Origin of the sequence: Micromonospora sp. NPDC023737 (assembly GCF_040639715.1) — a bacterium.
GTDB lineage: Bacteria > Actinomycetota > Actinomycetes > Mycobacteriales > Micromonosporaceae > Micromonospora.
In genome coordinates, this window is the sequence record NZ_JBFAAL010000014.1 from 26,859 (window position 1) to 41,365 (window position 14,507).

12 protein-coding genes are annotated in these 14,507 nt (G+C 71.8%); 6 read left to right on the forward strand and 6 right to left on the reverse strand.

Translation table 11 applies throughout. The annotated features are described in order from the left end of the window. Positions 1–24: 24 nt before the first annotated feature. Together AB0F98_RS24675 and AB0F98_RS24680 are read right to left on the reverse strand one after the other, a co-directional pair. Positions 25–369 (reverse strand): hypothetical protein, encoded by a 345-nt coding sequence (locus AB0F98_RS24675; RefSeq protein WP_357739467.1) that lies wholly within the window; start codon positions 367–369, stop codon positions 25–27. Then, complete coding sequence (locus tag AB0F98_RS24680) at positions 366–758, reverse strand: YbaB/EbfC family nucleoid-associated protein (protein ID WP_357739470.1); 393 nt, start codon at positions 756–758, stop codon at positions 366–368. The genes AB0F98_RS24675 and AB0F98_RS24680 overlap by 4 nt, the downstream gene beginning before the upstream one ends. 153 nt (positions 759–911) lie before the next feature. Between AB0F98_RS24680 and mycP the strand changes: the two genes are divergently transcribed. Beyond that, positions 912–2,207, forward strand: a complete 1,296-nt coding sequence (gene mycP / locus AB0F98_RS24685) for a type VII secretion-associated serine protease mycosin (RefSeq protein ID WP_357739473.1) — start codon at positions 912–914, stop codon at positions 2,205–2,207. Positions 2,208–2,330: 123 nt separating this feature from the next. Here mycP and AB0F98_RS24690 read toward each other — a convergent pair whose 3' ends face one another. The 3 genes from AB0F98_RS24690 to eccB form a co-directional block, all read right to left on the reverse strand. Beyond that, positions 2,331–2,618, reverse strand: a complete 288-nt coding sequence (locus AB0F98_RS24690) for a WXG100 family type VII secretion target (protein WP_357739476.1) — start codon at positions 2,616–2,618, stop codon at positions 2,331–2,333. 17 nt (positions 2,619–2,635) lie between these two features. Beyond that, the gene (locus tag AB0F98_RS24695; RefSeq protein ID WP_357739479.1) at positions 2,636–2,968 is read right to left on the reverse strand and encodes a WXG100 family type VII secretion target; all 333 of its coding nucleotides are present in this window, start codon (positions 2,966–2,968) and stop codon (positions 2,636–2,638) included. A 165-nt stretch (positions 2,969–3,133) separates the two neighbouring features. Next, positions 3,134–4,561 (reverse strand): type VII secretion protein EccB, encoded by a 1,428-nt coding sequence (eccB, locus tag AB0F98_RS24700; protein ID WP_357739481.1) that lies wholly within the window; start codon positions 4,559–4,561, stop codon positions 3,134–3,136. A gap of 137 nt (positions 4,562–4,698) precedes the next feature. Here eccB and AB0F98_RS24705 point away from each other — a divergent pair, with 137 nt between their 5' ends. Together AB0F98_RS24705 and AB0F98_RS24710 are read left to right on the forward strand one after the other, a co-directional pair. After that, on the forward strand, positions 4,699–5,448 hold the full coding sequence (locus AB0F98_RS24705; protein WP_357739484.1) for an SUKH-3 domain-containing protein: 750 nt from the start codon (positions 4,699–4,701) through the stop codon (positions 5,446–5,448). A gap of 24 nt (positions 5,449–5,472) precedes the next feature. Next, positions 5,473–6,282, forward strand: a complete 810-nt coding sequence (locus tag AB0F98_RS24710; RefSeq protein ID WP_357739487.1) for an SUKH-3 domain-containing protein — start codon at positions 5,473–5,475, stop codon at positions 6,280–6,282. Between the two features lie 144 nt (positions 6,283–6,426). Here AB0F98_RS24710 and eccD read toward each other — a convergent pair whose 3' ends face one another. Further along, positions 6,427–7,815, reverse strand: a complete 1,389-nt coding sequence (gene eccD, locus AB0F98_RS24715) for a type VII secretion integral membrane protein EccD (RefSeq protein ID WP_357739789.1) — start codon at positions 7,813–7,815, stop codon at positions 6,427–6,429. Positions 7,816–7,950: 135 nt separating this feature from the next. Here eccD and eccCa point away from each other — a divergent pair, with 135 nt between their 5' ends. The 3 genes from eccCa to AB0F98_RS24730 all read left to right on the forward strand — a co-directional run bounded on the left by eccCa (position 7,951) and on the right by AB0F98_RS24730 (position 14,424). Continuing rightward, complete coding sequence (gene eccCa, locus AB0F98_RS24720) at positions 7,951–11,907, forward strand: type VII secretion protein EccCa (RefSeq protein ID WP_357739490.1); 3,957 nt, start codon at positions 7,951–7,953, stop codon at positions 11,905–11,907. A gap of 110 nt (positions 11,908–12,017) precedes the next feature. After that, positions 12,018–12,641 (forward strand): hypothetical protein, encoded by a 624-nt coding sequence (locus tag AB0F98_RS24725; RefSeq protein WP_357739493.1) that lies wholly within the window; start codon positions 12,018–12,020, stop codon positions 12,639–12,641. A gap of 34 nt (positions 12,642–12,675) precedes the next feature. Beyond that, entirely contained in the window at positions 12,676–14,424 is a 1,749-nt protein-coding gene (locus AB0F98_RS24730) for a hypothetical protein (RefSeq protein ID WP_357739496.1), read from the forward strand. Positions 14,425–14,507 lie beyond the last annotated feature (83 nt).

Genomic DNA, 14,507 nt, shown 5'->3' on the forward strand with positions numbered 1-14,507 from the left:
GCTCGACCTGCCGGAAGCCGGAAGTTACTTGTCCTCGCCGCCGAACCACTTGTCGACCATGTCGTCGACCTCGACGGTGCCGTCGACGGCGCTGGTCACGTCGGGGCCCAACACCTTGACCAGGTCCACAATGGTCTTGCCGCCGCCGATGACGTTGGTGGCGGGGGCGTCATCGCCGCCCTCCAGGTAGTGCTTGTTGAACTCCTTGCCCGGGTCGTCGGTGCCCCAGGGGGCCGAGGCGTTGAGCGAGGAGATGGTGGCCGCGTGCTGGGCCCAGCGGCTCGCCAGCGTATGGCCGGCGGCGCCGAGCTGACGAGCGCCGTCCCGTGCGCCGTCGGGGTTGACGAAGGTCTCGTTCGGGTCGCTCATCGCTCGTCCTCCCGTGGAAGATCGCTGTCCAGCTGACGGAAGATGCCGTCCAGGTCGTGGTCCATGTACGCCTGGAACTGGCTGTCCGGCACGAAGGGCCGCAACAGCTCCTCGACGTCGGTCATCGCCTTCTCGGTGGCCCGCCGGATCGTTGCGGTGACGGTGGCGGAGAGTTCCTTCGAGTTCGGCCGGCGGTAGATGCGTGGATCGAACTCCACTTTGACCACCTGGCCACGCGGGCCTACGGTCACCGTCACGAACCCGTCGTCGGAGGTTACGGTGGCGTTCACCGCCTTGAGGCGTTGCTGGAGGTCGCCCACGCCTGAGCGCATCCGCTCGAACTGGGCCATCAGCTCGTCTGCTCGGGCGCGCAGCGCCTGCGTGTCCATGGCGTCCTCCCCCTGCACGTCCACGTGCCGCCGCAACCCGTCAACGGCGTGACAGCTCGACGATACTGAATCGGCACGACATCGGGGTATCCGGTGAATGCCCGAGGATCGTTACGATGCACCGGCGCCGTGCGGACGGGAGGTGGGTGCGGAATGGTCCTCGACCGTCGTACGTCCGCTGCTGCCCTGGTGGTGGCACTGATGGGCTCGATCGTTCTCGGCACGCCGGCCCGGGCGGTGGCGGCCCCGGCGGTTTGTGACAACCCGAGCGATCCAGGTCAGGTCATCAGCGAAATCCCTTGGCACCAGCGATGGCTCGCGCCGCAACGGGTGTGGCCGTTCAGCACCGGCGCCGGGGTCAAGGTGGCGGTCATCGACTCCGGCTCCGACGGCAACCATCCGCAGTTGAGCGGCCGGGTGACCACCGGCTTCGACGCTCTGCGCGGGACCAGCGGCGGCGATGTGGACTGTGTCTCGCACGGCACCGCGGTGGCCAGCCTCATCGCTGCCCGCCCGCAGGACGGCGTCGGCTTCCAGGGCCTGGCTCCGGACGCCACGATCATCCCGATCCGAGTCAGCGAACGGGCCGGCAACGAGGGCGAGGGCGCCCAGGGCGAGAGCGTCTCCATGGAGGTCTTCGCGCAGGCCATCCGCCGGGCGGTCGACGACGACGCGGACGTCATCAACATGTCGGTGACGCTCTACCGCCCCGACTCCGCCGTCGAGAGCGCGATCAGGTACGCGCGGGCGAAGGACGTCGTGCTGGTCGCCGCCGCCGGCAATCTGCACCAGGAGGGCGAACGCCCGGACCCGGTGCCCTACCCGGCCGCCTACGAGGGGGTGATCGGGGTCGGCGCGATCGACCAGCAGGGTGCGCGGGTGGAGCAGTCACAGGTCGGGCCGTACGTCGATCTCGTTGCCCCCGGCGGCGCGGTGGTGGCGGCGACCCGTCTGTCCGGCCACGCGGTATGGAGCGGCACGAGTTTTGCGGCTCCGCTGGTGAGCGCGACGGCTGCCCTGATCCGCGCCGCCGAGCCGGGCCTGTCGGCGGAGGAGGTCAGCCGTCGACTCACCGCGACCGTCGACCCGGCGCGCGGGGATCCGGGGCAGGGCTACGGACACGGCGTGCTGAACCCGTACCGAGCGGTCACCGAGCGGCTGACCTCCGCGGCACCGGTGGCCCAGCCTCCGCTGCCCGACCCGTCGTACGATCCGGCGGCGCAGGAGCGTGCGGAGCGGTGGAGCGTCTTCGGCCAGCTGGGGCTATGGGGCGGGCTGATGGTGGCTGCGGTCGCGCTCGCCGTCGGCGTGATGGCCTCGTTGCTGCCGCGTGGACGCCGCCTGCGCTGGCGACCGACCCGGCCCGCGGCACCGCCACCCCCGGTCGGCGAGATCGACGAGCCCGAGGAAGCCTTCTTCCGGACGCCCACGTCGCTGCCGCGCGGCTGACGGCACGCCCGCGGTCGGAGCCGCCTCGCCAGGGCACGCCCAAAGTCGGGCAGTGTCATCAACCGGCTGTGCGAACGACGATGGCCCGGCACGGAGCCGGGCCATCGCGTCGTACTGTCGTGCTCAGCCGTGGAACTTTCCGCGGTTCGCGGCTTCGCGGGCCTGCATCTTGGCCGCCGACTCGCGCAGCGCCTTCTCGATGCGGCCGAGCAGGTCGCGCAGGTCGGTCGCCGCCGCTTCCCATTCGGCCTGCCGCTGGCCGTACGCGTCGCGGGCCTCGCCGTCCCAGGTGGCGAGCAGCGGTGCGATACCCGACTTGAGCCCCTCGAGCTCGCCGTTCAGGTTCTTCACCGCGCCGCCGCAGCTGTCCGCCGCGGCGTTCAACGCACCGAAGTTGTAGCGGATCTCCATCTCAGAACCTCTCCCAGTCAGAGCTTGAGCGCGGCGGTGATCTGACCAGCGGTGGCCCCGGCAGAGTCCATGTCGGACCGGATTTCCTCGTCGCTGACGTCGTAGTCCTTACCGGCGGACCCGACGGCCTCGGCGATAGCCCGCAGCGCCACGTTCAGCCGGGCCATGTCCTGGTCGAACCGATCGCGAACCTGCTGGAAGGAGCCCGCGCCAGCACCCTTCCACTGGTCGTACAGCGGCGCGAGCTGGTCCATCAGCTGGTTCAGGTTGCTGGTGAGCCGGTCGGCGACGGCATCTACGTCACCCTCGGTCTTCACCATCAAGCCGGTGTCGGTACCTACCGTCGTCATGGTGGAGTCACCCCCGTCCTCGTCGATCGCCCCGCATCACCGGGGGCAGATTCTGTCGCGGTGCTCACGCACCGGTCCTCGTACGAACCGTAACGGGTCGTGTCCAACCGGCGCTAGGCCAGTCGGCATTCAGACCCGCAACTATCTCTACTGTGGCAGATGCGGCTACTCGGGATCCAGCGCCCGCTTCGCATTCGCCGGGTCGAGCGCAGGGCCGGCGGGAAGCCGGACGACCAGACCAGCCGGCAGCTCGACGGGCCGCGCACCGCGGTAGCCGAGCATTTCCGGCACCTTCTCCGAGGCCAGCGGATACCGGTAGCCCAGATCGGTGACCAGGTTCAGGGTGCCCGTCGCGACGTCCGGAGACGGCATGGCGGCAACCAGGACGCCGTACCCCGGTTCGATGACCACCCGATCGGCGAGCGGGATACCGTCGCCGGTCTGCTCGGCGGTGCGTACCGGCTCCTTCACCGGCTGCACCTGCGCATCCAGCAACAGGGTCGGCTCAGCCTGCCCGGGACGGTAGGCGGCGCAGACGGCCGGCTGATCACCGGTCAGCCGGGCGATCTCGGGGCGTTCGGCGGGTGCGCGGTGGCGCCCCTCGGCCGGAGGCGCCGCCTTGGGGGCCGCCGCGGCGGTCCCGGCCGCGAGCGGCAGGGCCCGGGGCGCCGACTCACCCGGGTACGCGCTCCGCGTCTCCGGGTCGGCGAGCAGCATGTCGGCCTGCATCGGAGTCAGCGGGTGCAGCCTCTCCCGGTTGGCGAGGTAGTACTGGCGGCTGCCGTTCTGGCTCTCCACGACGAAGATCTGGCCGACCCGGGCGTCACGCAGTGCGGTTGAGGGCTCGCCGCGTCCGGCGACGTCGGCCGTGCCGATCGGTTCGCCGGCCGGCAACGCGTTCAGCCAGGCCCCACCGACGTCGACCACCGGCTCCGCGGTCATGGTGAGTCCTTCGAGGACGATCTTCTGATTCCGAATCTCGTACCGGTGGTCGTGCCAGACCAGGTGCAACCGTTTGGTCTTGGTGTCCCGGACCAACAGCGCCGCGTCGCCCATCTCGCGCCCGCCGGTGGGTGGCCTACCGACGGTGAGCACCGTCGTGGCCACGGTCCCACCCGCCTGGTCCCGGGCCGGCTGGGTACAGAGCGTCCACGGCCCGGTGAGGATCCGTTTCGGGTCGGGCAGGGCGTCCGGCGCGTCCGGGATGCCGATCCGGGGTCCGCGCGGCGTGCCGACGAGCGAGTTGCGGGAGACGGAGACGGTGGGGGCCGCCGACTCCATCGCCAGCAGCGCGGACGAGTAGTTGACCACCGGATGGAGGCGACCCTCCCGGTAGACGTACCGGGTCCCGGTCTCCTTCTCCAGGATGACCGCCCCGCCCGCCTTCCACTTGGTGGCGCCACCGGGGCGAAGCAGCCCGTAGACGCCCACCGCGGCGAGGCAGAGCACCGCCACCATGATGCCCGCGAAACCGGCGCCGCCGAGCCGCCGGAACGGCGCGGCCTCCGGATCAGGCTCGCGCGCCACGAGCGCGGACGTCATCCGCTGGACGAAGAACTGGTACGACTGGACCTGGTCCCGCCGCGACGGCATGGCACCCTCCCCTGGCGTACGGCCGGCACCGACAAGAGCCGGACCGCGGTGCCTACGATAGGCACCGCGTCGACCACGGTGGTGCCGGCACCCGGCCGGGGCCGGCGACCAGGACCACCACGGCCCGAGGAGTTCCGATGATCAGTCGTGATGAGGCGCTGGCCCGCGCCCGGGAGTGGGCCGCCGCCGGCCACCCCGGCCCGACGCCGGAAGTCGACCTGTACGAATTCGATCTCGGCTTCATCGCCTCCCGCCGCGAACCCGAACCCGAGCCGACGAACGGAGCACCCCAACCACCCTCGGCAACCGGACAACCCACAGTGGTCATCGACCGGGAAACCGGAAAACTGACCCAGTGGCCGTCACTGCCCGCCCCGGCGATCGCCGAACGATACGCCCAACACCGCGCCGCCGAGAGCCGCTTCCCACCAGACGTCCGAGAAGTCCTCGAGAAAGCCGGCTGGTTCCCCGGCCGCGACATGACCGCCGCCGTCGACCTGTGGCTGACCCGCTTCGCCGACGAACTCGCCGGCCTGGAACTATTCTCCGCCGCACGGGCCGCCCTGGTCGAATTCGGTGGCCTGCGCCTGCCCCAGTTCGGCGGACACGGCGAACCGGGAGGCGGTTACACCAGCGGCATCCACCCCACCCGAGGCGGAGGAGTGCTGGCCGAAGGCTCGGAGATCTTCGCCGAGGAATACGGCATCCCCGTCTTCCCGCTCGGCAACAACGCCGACGGGCCCTCCGAACTCGTCATCGACGCCCAAGGGCGAGTCTTTCAGCTGCACTGGGCCGACAATTTCTTCATCGGCCCGGACATCGACACCGCCGTCATCACACTCATCCGCGGCGACGACGTCCCGGTCGTCGAGGACATCACGCTGTAAGCCGGCGCCCACCAACACACACGAATGGCCACGAATATCGGTCCAACCGGTCGTGATGAGGCGCTGGCCCGCGCCCGGGAGTGGGCCGCCGCCGGCCACCCCGGCCCGGCGCCGGAAGTCGACCTGTACGAATTCGATCTCGGCTTCATCGCCTCCCGCCGCGAACCCGAACCCGAGCCGACGAACGGAGCACCCCAACCACCCTCGGCAACCGGACAACCCACAGTGGTCATCGACCGGGAAACCGGAAAACTGACCCAGTGGCCCTCACTGCCCGCCCCAGCGATCGCCGAACGATACGCCCAACACCGCGCCGCCGAGAGCCGCTTCCCACCAGACGTCCGAGAAGTCCTCGAGAAAGCCGGCTGGTTCCCCGGCCGCGACATGACCGCCGCCGTCGACCTGTGGCTGACCCGCTTCGCCGACGAACTCGCCGGCCTGGAACTATTCTCCGCCGCACGGGCCGCCCTGGTCGAATTCGGTGGCCTGCGCCTGCCCCAGTTCGGCGGACACGGCGAACCGGAAGCTGGCTACTGGAGCTTTGTCCACCCGACCCGCGGCGGAGTGCTCGCCGAGGACGCGCGCATCTTCGCCGAGGAGTTCGACAACCCCGTCTTCCCGCTCGGCAACAACGCGGACGGACCCTCCGAACTCGTCATCGACGCCCAAGGGCGGGTCTTCATGCTGCACTGGGCCGACAATTTCTTCGTCGGCCCCGACCTCGACACGGCGATCGTCAAGCTCGTCCGCGGCGGTCGGATGCCGGAGGCGAGCGGCCTGAACTGGGACGAGCCTGCGCCGATGCCCAGGTGGTACTCATCCCGCAAGTCCTGATCGATGAAGGCCCGATGATCAGTCGTGACGAGGCGCTGGCAACGCTCGTCTTGTGGGGGCGACGCACCGGCGGTCGGCGACGTCACCGTGTGACCCGCCGGCGCACCGCAGGCACGTCGGCGAATCGATGGTCAGCCGCCGGCGTCAGCCGTTCAGCGCGCGCATGAACGCGTACAGGCCCAGCACGCTGCACGCCACCGGTACCACGGCCAACTGCAGCAGGATGTCGAGGACGTCCCCGAGACGGGCCAACCGGGGCGACGGAGCGCGGCGGCTGTAGGTGAGCCCGGCACTGACCGAGAACCCGGCCGCGACCACCGCCACCGGCAGGGCGGTCAGCACGCGCAGCACGGTCCCGGCGTCGGCCGCGCCGACCAGGGGCAGCAGGGCCAGCCCGACGAGACCCCCGGCGAGCAGCGGCACGCGGTGCCGCACGGTCGGCACCAGTCGGGCCCGCAGCAGGTGGCCGAGTGCGACCACACCGGCCAGCAGCAGGGCCGCGACCGAGCCGTGGGCGGTGAGCACGATGAGGCAGCCGACGGTGACCACGAACGAACCGAAGATCATGCCGGTGAGCACCTCGTCGGCCCGGGCGGTGGCCTGGTAGACCAACTCGCGCCGGGGCTGTGGCTCATCGCGCAGCAGGTCCTCGGCGGTGCGCGGCAGCGCCGGCATCGGCATCTTGCCGAGCCGCACGGCGAGCAGCGGCATCGCCGGCAGCAGCAGGGTCACCGCGGTGACCACGATCGCCGCGCCCTGCGCCGCGTCCATCGAGCCGAGAGCGAAGAGGCCGCCGAGCATGCCCCAGATCCCGGCGAAGACCGCCGCCACGAAGACGCGGGTCGCGTCGCCCACTCCGAGGAAGCCGAGCAGGCCGGTGAGGAGCAGGATGGCGGAACCGAGCAGCACGTGCGGCGCGCCGAGCGCCCAGACGGACTCCCCGGTCCCGATCACCAGGACGCCGCCGACGAAGGCGTACGGCAGGCCGGCGGCGGCGACCACGGCACCGGCGAGGGAGTCCGCCATCGCCCGGGACAACACGATCCCGACCACGAGCAGCACCCCGGCGGTGCCGAGGGCGATCACGCCGCCGAGCCAGCCGGGCTCGTCGGATCCGATGATGACGGCCAGACCGAGCAGCAACAGCGCACCGGCGACGATCAGGCCCGTCAGCCGGGTCGCGAGCGGGCTCCAGGCCACCCCGCGCCGGCGGGCGCCGGCCGCGACGGCCTCCATCAGATCGTCGTACGCCAGCTCCGGCCACTCGGTGCGGCGCGGCACCAGGTGCAGCACCTCGCCGTCGCGGACGTTCTGCCCGGCGAGCGTACGGTTCAGATCGACGGTGCTGCCGTCGGTGCGGCGCAGCGCCCAACCGCCGTGTGTCGTCCCGTCCGACGGGTGCTCATCCGCCTGCCGCAGCACGGCGGGAAGCAACCCGACCAGCGGCAGATGCTCGGGCAGGGCGAGATCGAGCCGCCGGTTTGGGGCGACGACGGCGATGCGCGCGAGTCCGGTTCCGGCCTGGGTGACCACTGACGACCCCTCGGCGAGGAGCGGGCCGACAGGGCCCGCGGCTGTCATGACGAGAGAAGGCTACCTACCATGTGCCGTGGCGTGGGCGCCGGTTCGGTCCGCTCGGGTCCGGGCACCAGCGGGGAGGTCTGATACGTGAGCACGGTCGTCGTGAAACGCCCGGCCCGGCAGCCGGAGCCGGAGTACCCGTCCGGCGAGGTCCTGCTGGAGGCGCCACCTGAGCTGCCCGCGCCCAGCGGGCGCAGCTGGGGCCAGATGATGATGATGCTGCCGATGCTCGCCGGCTCATTCGCGATGGCGCTGATGTTCGCCGGCCGGGGCGGCAGCACCCTCGGTTACGTCACGGGTGGCCTCTTCGGCCTCTCCGCGATCGGCATGCTCGGCTCCCAGCTCACCAGCAACTCCGGCGGCCCGAGCAAGCAGGAAATGCTCCAGAAGCGACGCGAGTACATGACGCACCTGTCGCGGCAACGCCGCCGAGTGCTCAAGACGATCCGCAAGCAGCGGGAGGCGGCGTTCTACCGGCACCCGGAGCCGGACGCGCTGTGGTCCGTCCCGCTCGGGCCGCGACTGTGGGAGCGCCGGCGCGGCGACGTGGACTTCGCCACCGTACGGATCGGTTCCGGCCCACAGGAGCTGGCCACGCCACTGGTCCCGCCGCCCGCGACCTCGCTGGAGAAGCTGGAGCCGATGTGCGCGCTGGCACTGCGCCGCTTCCTCACCACGTACAGCGAGGTGCCGGATCTGCCGGTGACGATGGCGCTGAACGGTTTCGCCCGGATCCACCTGGGTGGTGACGACGAGGCGGTCCGAGGGCTGGTGCGGTCGGTGCTCGCCCAGGCGGTCGCGTTCCACGCGCCGGACGACATGCTCGTCGCGGTCTGCGTCGCCCCCGACCGGCGGGACGCGTGGGAGTGGACGAAGTGGCTGCCGCACGCGCTGCACCCGACCCGCACCGACGCGCTCGGTCAGCTCCGGCTGGTCGCGCCCTCGGTCACCGGGCTGGAGGCGATGCTCGACGACGTGCTGGCCACCCGGCCCCGGTTCAACTCCTCCGGCGGCGCACCCCAGGTGGGCGGGCCGCACGTCCTGGTCATCATCGACGGTGGCGACACCGCCGGCTCGGACCACCTGATGACCGAGGGCGGCGTGGAGGGTGTCACCCTGCTCGACCTCTCCCACCCGGCGCCGCGGGTGCTGGACCGGGCCCGGCTGGTGCTCGAGGTGGCTGCCGACCGGCGGTTGCAGAGCACCACCGTGGACGGCCCGGCAGAGATCGGGCGGGCCGACGACTGCCGGATCGCGGAGATCGAGGCGCTGGCCATGCAGCTGGCCCCGCTGCGTCTCTCGGCCGCGTCCCGGGGCGGCGACGCCCCGCTCACCACCGAGCTGGGCCTGGCCGAACTACTCAACGTCGGCGACCCGTACGAGTTCGAGGTGGACCGGGCCTGGCAGCCCCGGCCCAACCGGGACCGGCTGCGGGTGCCGATCGGTGTGGGTACCGACGGCGCTCCGGTCGAGCTCGACCTCAAGGAGTCCGCACAGGACGGCATGGGCCCGCACGGCCTGCTCATCGGCGCCACCGGTTCCGGCAAGAGTGAACTGCTGCGCACGCTGGTGCTGGCGCTCGCCGCCACGCACAGCTCGGAGAACCTGAACTTCGTCCTGGTCGACTTCAAGGGCGGCGCGACCTTCACCCGGCTGGACGCCCTGCCGCACACCAGCGCGGTGATCACCAACCTGGCCGACGAGCTGACGCTCGTCGACCGGATGACCGACGCGATCAACGGTGAGCTGGTGCGCCGGCAGGAGCTGCTGCGCGCCGCCGGCAACTACGCCTCGCAGCGCGACTACGAGAAGGCCCGTGCGGCGGGCGCCCCGCTGGCGCCGCTGCCGAGCCTGCTCATCATCTGCGACGAGTTCTCCGAGCTGCTCACCGCCAAGCCGGACTTCATCGACATGTTCGTGCAGATCGGCCGGGTCGGCCGGTCGCTCGGCGTACACCTGCTGCTGGCCTCACAGCGGTTGGAGGAGGGCCGGCTGCGCGGTCTGGACACCCACCTGTCGTACCGGATCGGTCTGCGGACCTTCTCTGCGATGGAGAGCCGGGTGGTGCTCGGCGCCACCGACGCGTACGAGCTGCCCCGTTCTCCCGGACACGGCTACCTGCGCTTCGGAACCGAACCGCTGGTCCGCTTCAAGGCCGCGTACGTCTCGGGCACCTACCGCAGCAAGACGGCCGAGGCGGTCGCCGCCGGTCACGGCGAGGATCGGGTGCAGGAGTACAGCACTGCCTACGTCGCGCCGCCGGTGACCCGTACGGCCCAGGAGACGACACCCGAGCCGGCCGACACGGGCGGCGACAGCCTGCTGGACATCCTGGTCGGCCGGCTCGCCGGCCGGGGCGCGCCGGCCCACCAGGTGTGGCTGCCCCCGCTTGCGGAGGCTCCGACGCTCGACCAGCTGCTTCCGCCGCTGACCGCCGACCCGACTCGTGGCGTGACGGTGGCGCACGCCGGCCTGGTGGGCGAGCTGCAGGTGGCCGTCGGCATCGTCGACAAGCCGTTCGAGCAGCGCCGCGACGTGCTCTGGTTCGACCTGGCCGGCGCGGCCGGCCACGCGGTGATCGTGGGCGGTCCGCAGAGCGGCAAGAGCACCCTGCTGCGCACGATCGTCACCTCGCTGGCGCTCACCCACACGCCGCGGGAGGCCCAGGTCTACTGTCTCGACCTGGCCAGCAACGCGCTCTCTTCGCTGCGCGACCTGCCGCACGTCGGCGGGGTGGCGACCCGGCTCGACGCCGGTCTGGTCCGCCGGACCGTCGCCGAGCTGCAACTGCTGATGGGCGAGCGGGAGCGGCGGTTCGGCGAGCGTGGGGTCGACTCGATGGCCGCGTACCGGCGTGCCCGTCGGCACGGCCAGCACAACGACGACCCGTTCGGCGACGTCTTCCTCGTCATCGACGGCTGGTCCACCATCCGGGCCGAGTTCGAGGACCTCGAATCGACCATCAACGACATCGCCAACCGGGGACTCTCCTTCGGCGTCCACCTGATCGTCACCGCGGGCCGTTGGATGGACCTGCGCCCTGCCGTGCGGGACGTCTTCGGCACCCGGTTGGAGCTCTGGCTGGCCGACGCCGGAGACTCCAACCTGGACCGCCGCGCCGCGATGAACGTGCCCGAGAAGTCACCCGGCCGGGGCATCACTCCCGGCGGGCAGCAGTTCCTCGCCGCCCTGCCTCGCGCCGACGGCGCGCAGGACGCGGAGACCCTGCCCGAGGGCGCCCGCAAGCTGGTCAACGACCTGGCCGGCGCCTGGCAGGGGCCAGGAGCTCCGCCGATCCGGCTGCTCCCGCCGGTGGTCCCGTACGGCAGCCTGCCGGCCACCGGTCGACCCGGCGTCCCGATCGGCATCGCCGAGGTGGACCTCCAGCCGGTGCACCTGGACTTCTCCACCGACCCGCACTTCCTGCTCTTCGGCGACGGGGAGTCCGGCAAGAGCACCTTCCTGCGGGCGCTGGCACAGACCATCGTCGACCGCAACGAGCTGACCGAGGCCCGGCTGGTCATCGTCGACTACCGCCGCAGCATGCTCGGCGACATCACCACCCCGCACCTGATCGGGTACGGCTCGTCGGCCCAGCTCACCGAGGGCATCATCGCCGAGGTCGCCGGGGTGATGCGGGACCGGCTACCACCCAACGACGTGACTCCGGACCAGCTGCGCGCCCGCAGCTGGTGGAAGGGGCCGGACCTCTACGTCCTGGTCGACGACTACGACCTGGTGGCGGGCGCGGGCAGCAACCCGCTGACCCCGCTGCTGGAGTTCCTGCCGCAGGCCCGGGACATCGGTCTGCACCTGGTCGTCGCCCGCCGCACGGGCGGCGCGAGCCGGGCGCTGTACGAGCCGGTGCTGATGCGGCTGCGGGAGATCAGCACGCCGGGCATCGTGATGTCCGGCAACCGGGACGAGGGTGTACTGCTCGGCACCGTCCGCCCCGGGCCGCTGCCGCCGGGCCGAGGTTGGTTGGTCACGCGGCGGGAAGGCACCCGCCTCGTGCAGTTGGTGAACCTGCCGTCGCGGTCCTGAACGTACACAGCGGGGTTGCTCGATGGCACTATCCTCGACCAGAGTGGATGTACGGATTGGCGGCTCTTGGCACAGCCGCACTGCTGGCATGTGAGCGAACGGGGAGACGCATGGGCGACGAGTGGCTCGTCGACGAGAACATCGACGTCGACATACAGCAGCTGAAGGACTTCGCGAAGGCCATCCAGGACGAGCTGGAGACCAACTTCCGGCCCAGCTTCGAGAACGGCGTACGCCCCATGCTCACCGTGCAGGCGCCGTTCGGTGGAGGTGGGCTCAAGGAGGGCAAGTTCTTCCGGGGCCGGCACGACGAGAGCCGAGCGGCGGTGTCGCAGATGCTCGGCGACGCGATGAAGGGGCTCGTGTCGCTCAGCACGGCCGCGGCGTCGATCTCCGCCGAGTACCTCACCGGAGACGCCCTGGCCCAGGCCACCAACGACGACGTCTACAACGCCTTCTCCGGCATCGACGGGCAGAAGACGCTCAACGACTACTGGCAGCAGGGCGGGGACGAGCACCAGGACCCGGCCAAGGCGGTCCCGAAGGAGGCCACGGATCCCACGACCTACTTCGGCTCGGAGAACACCTGCGGCGTCGACGAGCCCGAGACGACGCCGGACAAGGACAAGCCGGAGACCATCGGCGACGGCTCCGGCACCTACCGGATCCAGGGCGACGACGAGCGGATGTACGGCGACGAGGTGGCTCGCCCGGACGTGGACACGCGGTCCTGACGGTGGGCACGGGACGGGACGCTGAGGAGCGGGGATGAGCGACAACTACTACGGATGGAAGCCGACGTACATCCCGGGTTACGCCGGCGCCGTCGACGACTACGCCGCCGAGCGGGCTTCCCAGGCCGCGCCCTACGAACCCACGGCCTGGGACGGGGTCACCATCGAGCAGATGTGGGAGTACGCCCGCAACGAGAGCGACGAGCGCACCGTCGCCCTCGCCGAGACCTGGCGACGGACCAGCAGCCTGTTGCAGAGCACGCGGGACAACCTCAAGCGGCACGCCGACGCGCTGCAGGCCAAGTGGCGGTCGCCGGCGGGCCGGATCTTCATGGACAAGGTGGGCGCGGCACTCTACTCGATGGACGAGTGGAAGGACGTCGCCGACAAGACGGCCAGCGGTCTGGAGCAGCTCGCCAGCAAGATCCAGACGACGCAGACCGAGATGCGCAAGCTCTGGCTGGAGTACAAGGCCGAGCAGGAGCACCAGGCCCAGAAGGCGAAGGACGACGAGGGCCTGCAGTGGGGCGACTTCTTCGGGATAAACAACGCCGAGTCGTACGAGGACGTGCAGAAGAAATTCCACGAGCGGGCGAAGAACATCGTCAAGCCGCTCGCGGACCTCTACATCGACGTCTACATCTCGAACATCTCCCGCGGTGGCATGTACAAGGGCCCGACGAACGCGGTCGTGCACACCGCCACGCTGCCCCCGCGGCCCACTCGACCGGTCGGGCCGCGGCCGACGACGCCGACCACGTCCGGTGACCGACCGACCCGGCCGGACATGCCCAACCGGCCGAACCAGCCGGACGCGCCCAACCGGCCGGACATGCCCAACCGGCCCGACGTGACCGCCCCGTCCACCCCAACGCCCCCGCCGGCCGACCTGCCCGAGGGCATCGGGCTCGCCGGCAACATGACCGCCGCACCTCCGGCGCCGTCCGGGCCTCCGCCCGCCGCGCCGCCGGCCACCGCGCCGCCGGCCGCCCCGCCCCCGCCCACCCCGGTGCTGCCGGGAATCAGCGGCCAGGGCAACCCGCGTCCGAACGCGCCGAACACCACCGGCCGGCCGGGTGCCCCCCGCACCACCCTGCCGGGAGCCGGCGGCCCCACCCCGGGCACCCGCGGTGGGGCGCCCAACCGCCCCACCCTGCCCGGCGCCGGCGGCCCCGGCGGGAACCCAGCAGGTCGCGGCACCGCACCGAACCGGCCGACCCTGCCCGGCAACACCGGCGCCGGTCGGCCGGGCGGTTCCCGCCCCGGCGCGCCGGGGCTCGGCAACCGGTCGACCGGCCCGGCGACGCCGCCGTCCAGCCCGCGCCTGCCGGGCAGCACCGCCGGCCCCAAGCGCCCGGGGGGCACTCCGGCCCGGCCGGCGTCGCCACCGCCGAGCCTCGGCGGCCAGCGCGGCACCGGCCGTCCCACGACGCCGCCGGGTGCCGCTCGTCCGGCCACGCCGAGCACCGGCGGCACCCGTGCGGGTGGGCCGCTCGCCCCCGGCACGAGCGCCCGTCCGGATCTCACCGGTCGCGGCGCGGCAGGCGCGGCGCGTCCGGCCCCCACCACCGGGCCGGCGCCGTCGCTCGGTGGTCGCCGGGGCGGCCCGGCCGCCCCGGGCGCTCGCAGCGGGGCGCGGCGGGCAGAGGACGAGCAGGAGACCTGGGAGTACGGCGAGGGCGACGACGAGCTCTGGGCCACCGACTCGGCCGCGGTCGGCACCATCGAGGCGCCGACGGAGCACCGACCGCAGCAGCAGGGCAGGGCGCTCGGTCAGGGATGACACACGGCGGGCCGGTCACCACACCATGGGTGGCCGGCCCGTACCATGCGGTGACCGTCTATCCGGCCGCTCGGCGGCCCACA

What these genes read in the sequence shown, in the direction of transcription:
- AB0F98_RS24675 (WP_357739467.1), bottom strand. Translation starts at nt 369, where the DNA reads ATGAGCGACCCGAACGAGACCTTCGTCAACCCCGACGGCGCACGGGAC.
- AB0F98_RS24680 (WP_357739470.1), bottom strand. Translation starts at nt 758, where the DNA reads ATGGACACGCAGGCGCTGCGCGCCCGAGCAGACGAGCTGATGGCCCAG.
- mycP (WP_357739473.1), top strand. Translation starts at nt 912, where the DNA reads ATGGTCCTCGACCGTCGTACGTCCGCTGCTGCCCTGGTGGTGGCACTG.
- AB0F98_RS24690 (WP_357739476.1), bottom strand. Translation starts at nt 2,618, where the DNA reads ATGGAGATCCGCTACAACTTCGGTGCGTTGAACGCCGCGGCGGACAGC.
- AB0F98_RS24695 (WP_357739479.1), bottom strand. Translation starts at nt 2,968, where the DNA reads ATGACGACGGTAGGTACCGACACCGGCTTGATGGTGAAGACCGAGGGT.
- eccB (WP_357739481.1), bottom strand. Translation starts at nt 4,561, where the DNA reads ATGCCGTCGCGGCGGGACCAGGTCCAGTCGTACCAGTTCTTCGTCCAG.
- AB0F98_RS24705 (WP_357739484.1), top strand. Translation starts at nt 4,699, where the DNA reads ATGATCAGTCGTGATGAGGCGCTGGCCCGCGCCCGGGAGTGGGCCGCC.
- AB0F98_RS24710 (WP_357739487.1), top strand. Translation starts at nt 5,473, where the DNA reads ATGGCCACGAATATCGGTCCAACCGGTCGTGATGAGGCGCTGGCCCGC.
- AB0F98_RS24725 (WP_357739493.1), top strand. Translation starts at nt 12,018, where the DNA reads ATGGGCGACGAGTGGCTCGTCGACGAGAACATCGACGTCGACATACAG.
- AB0F98_RS24730 (WP_357739496.1), top strand. Translation starts at nt 12,676, where the DNA reads ATGAGCGACAACTACTACGGATGGAAGCCGACGTACATCCCGGGTTAC.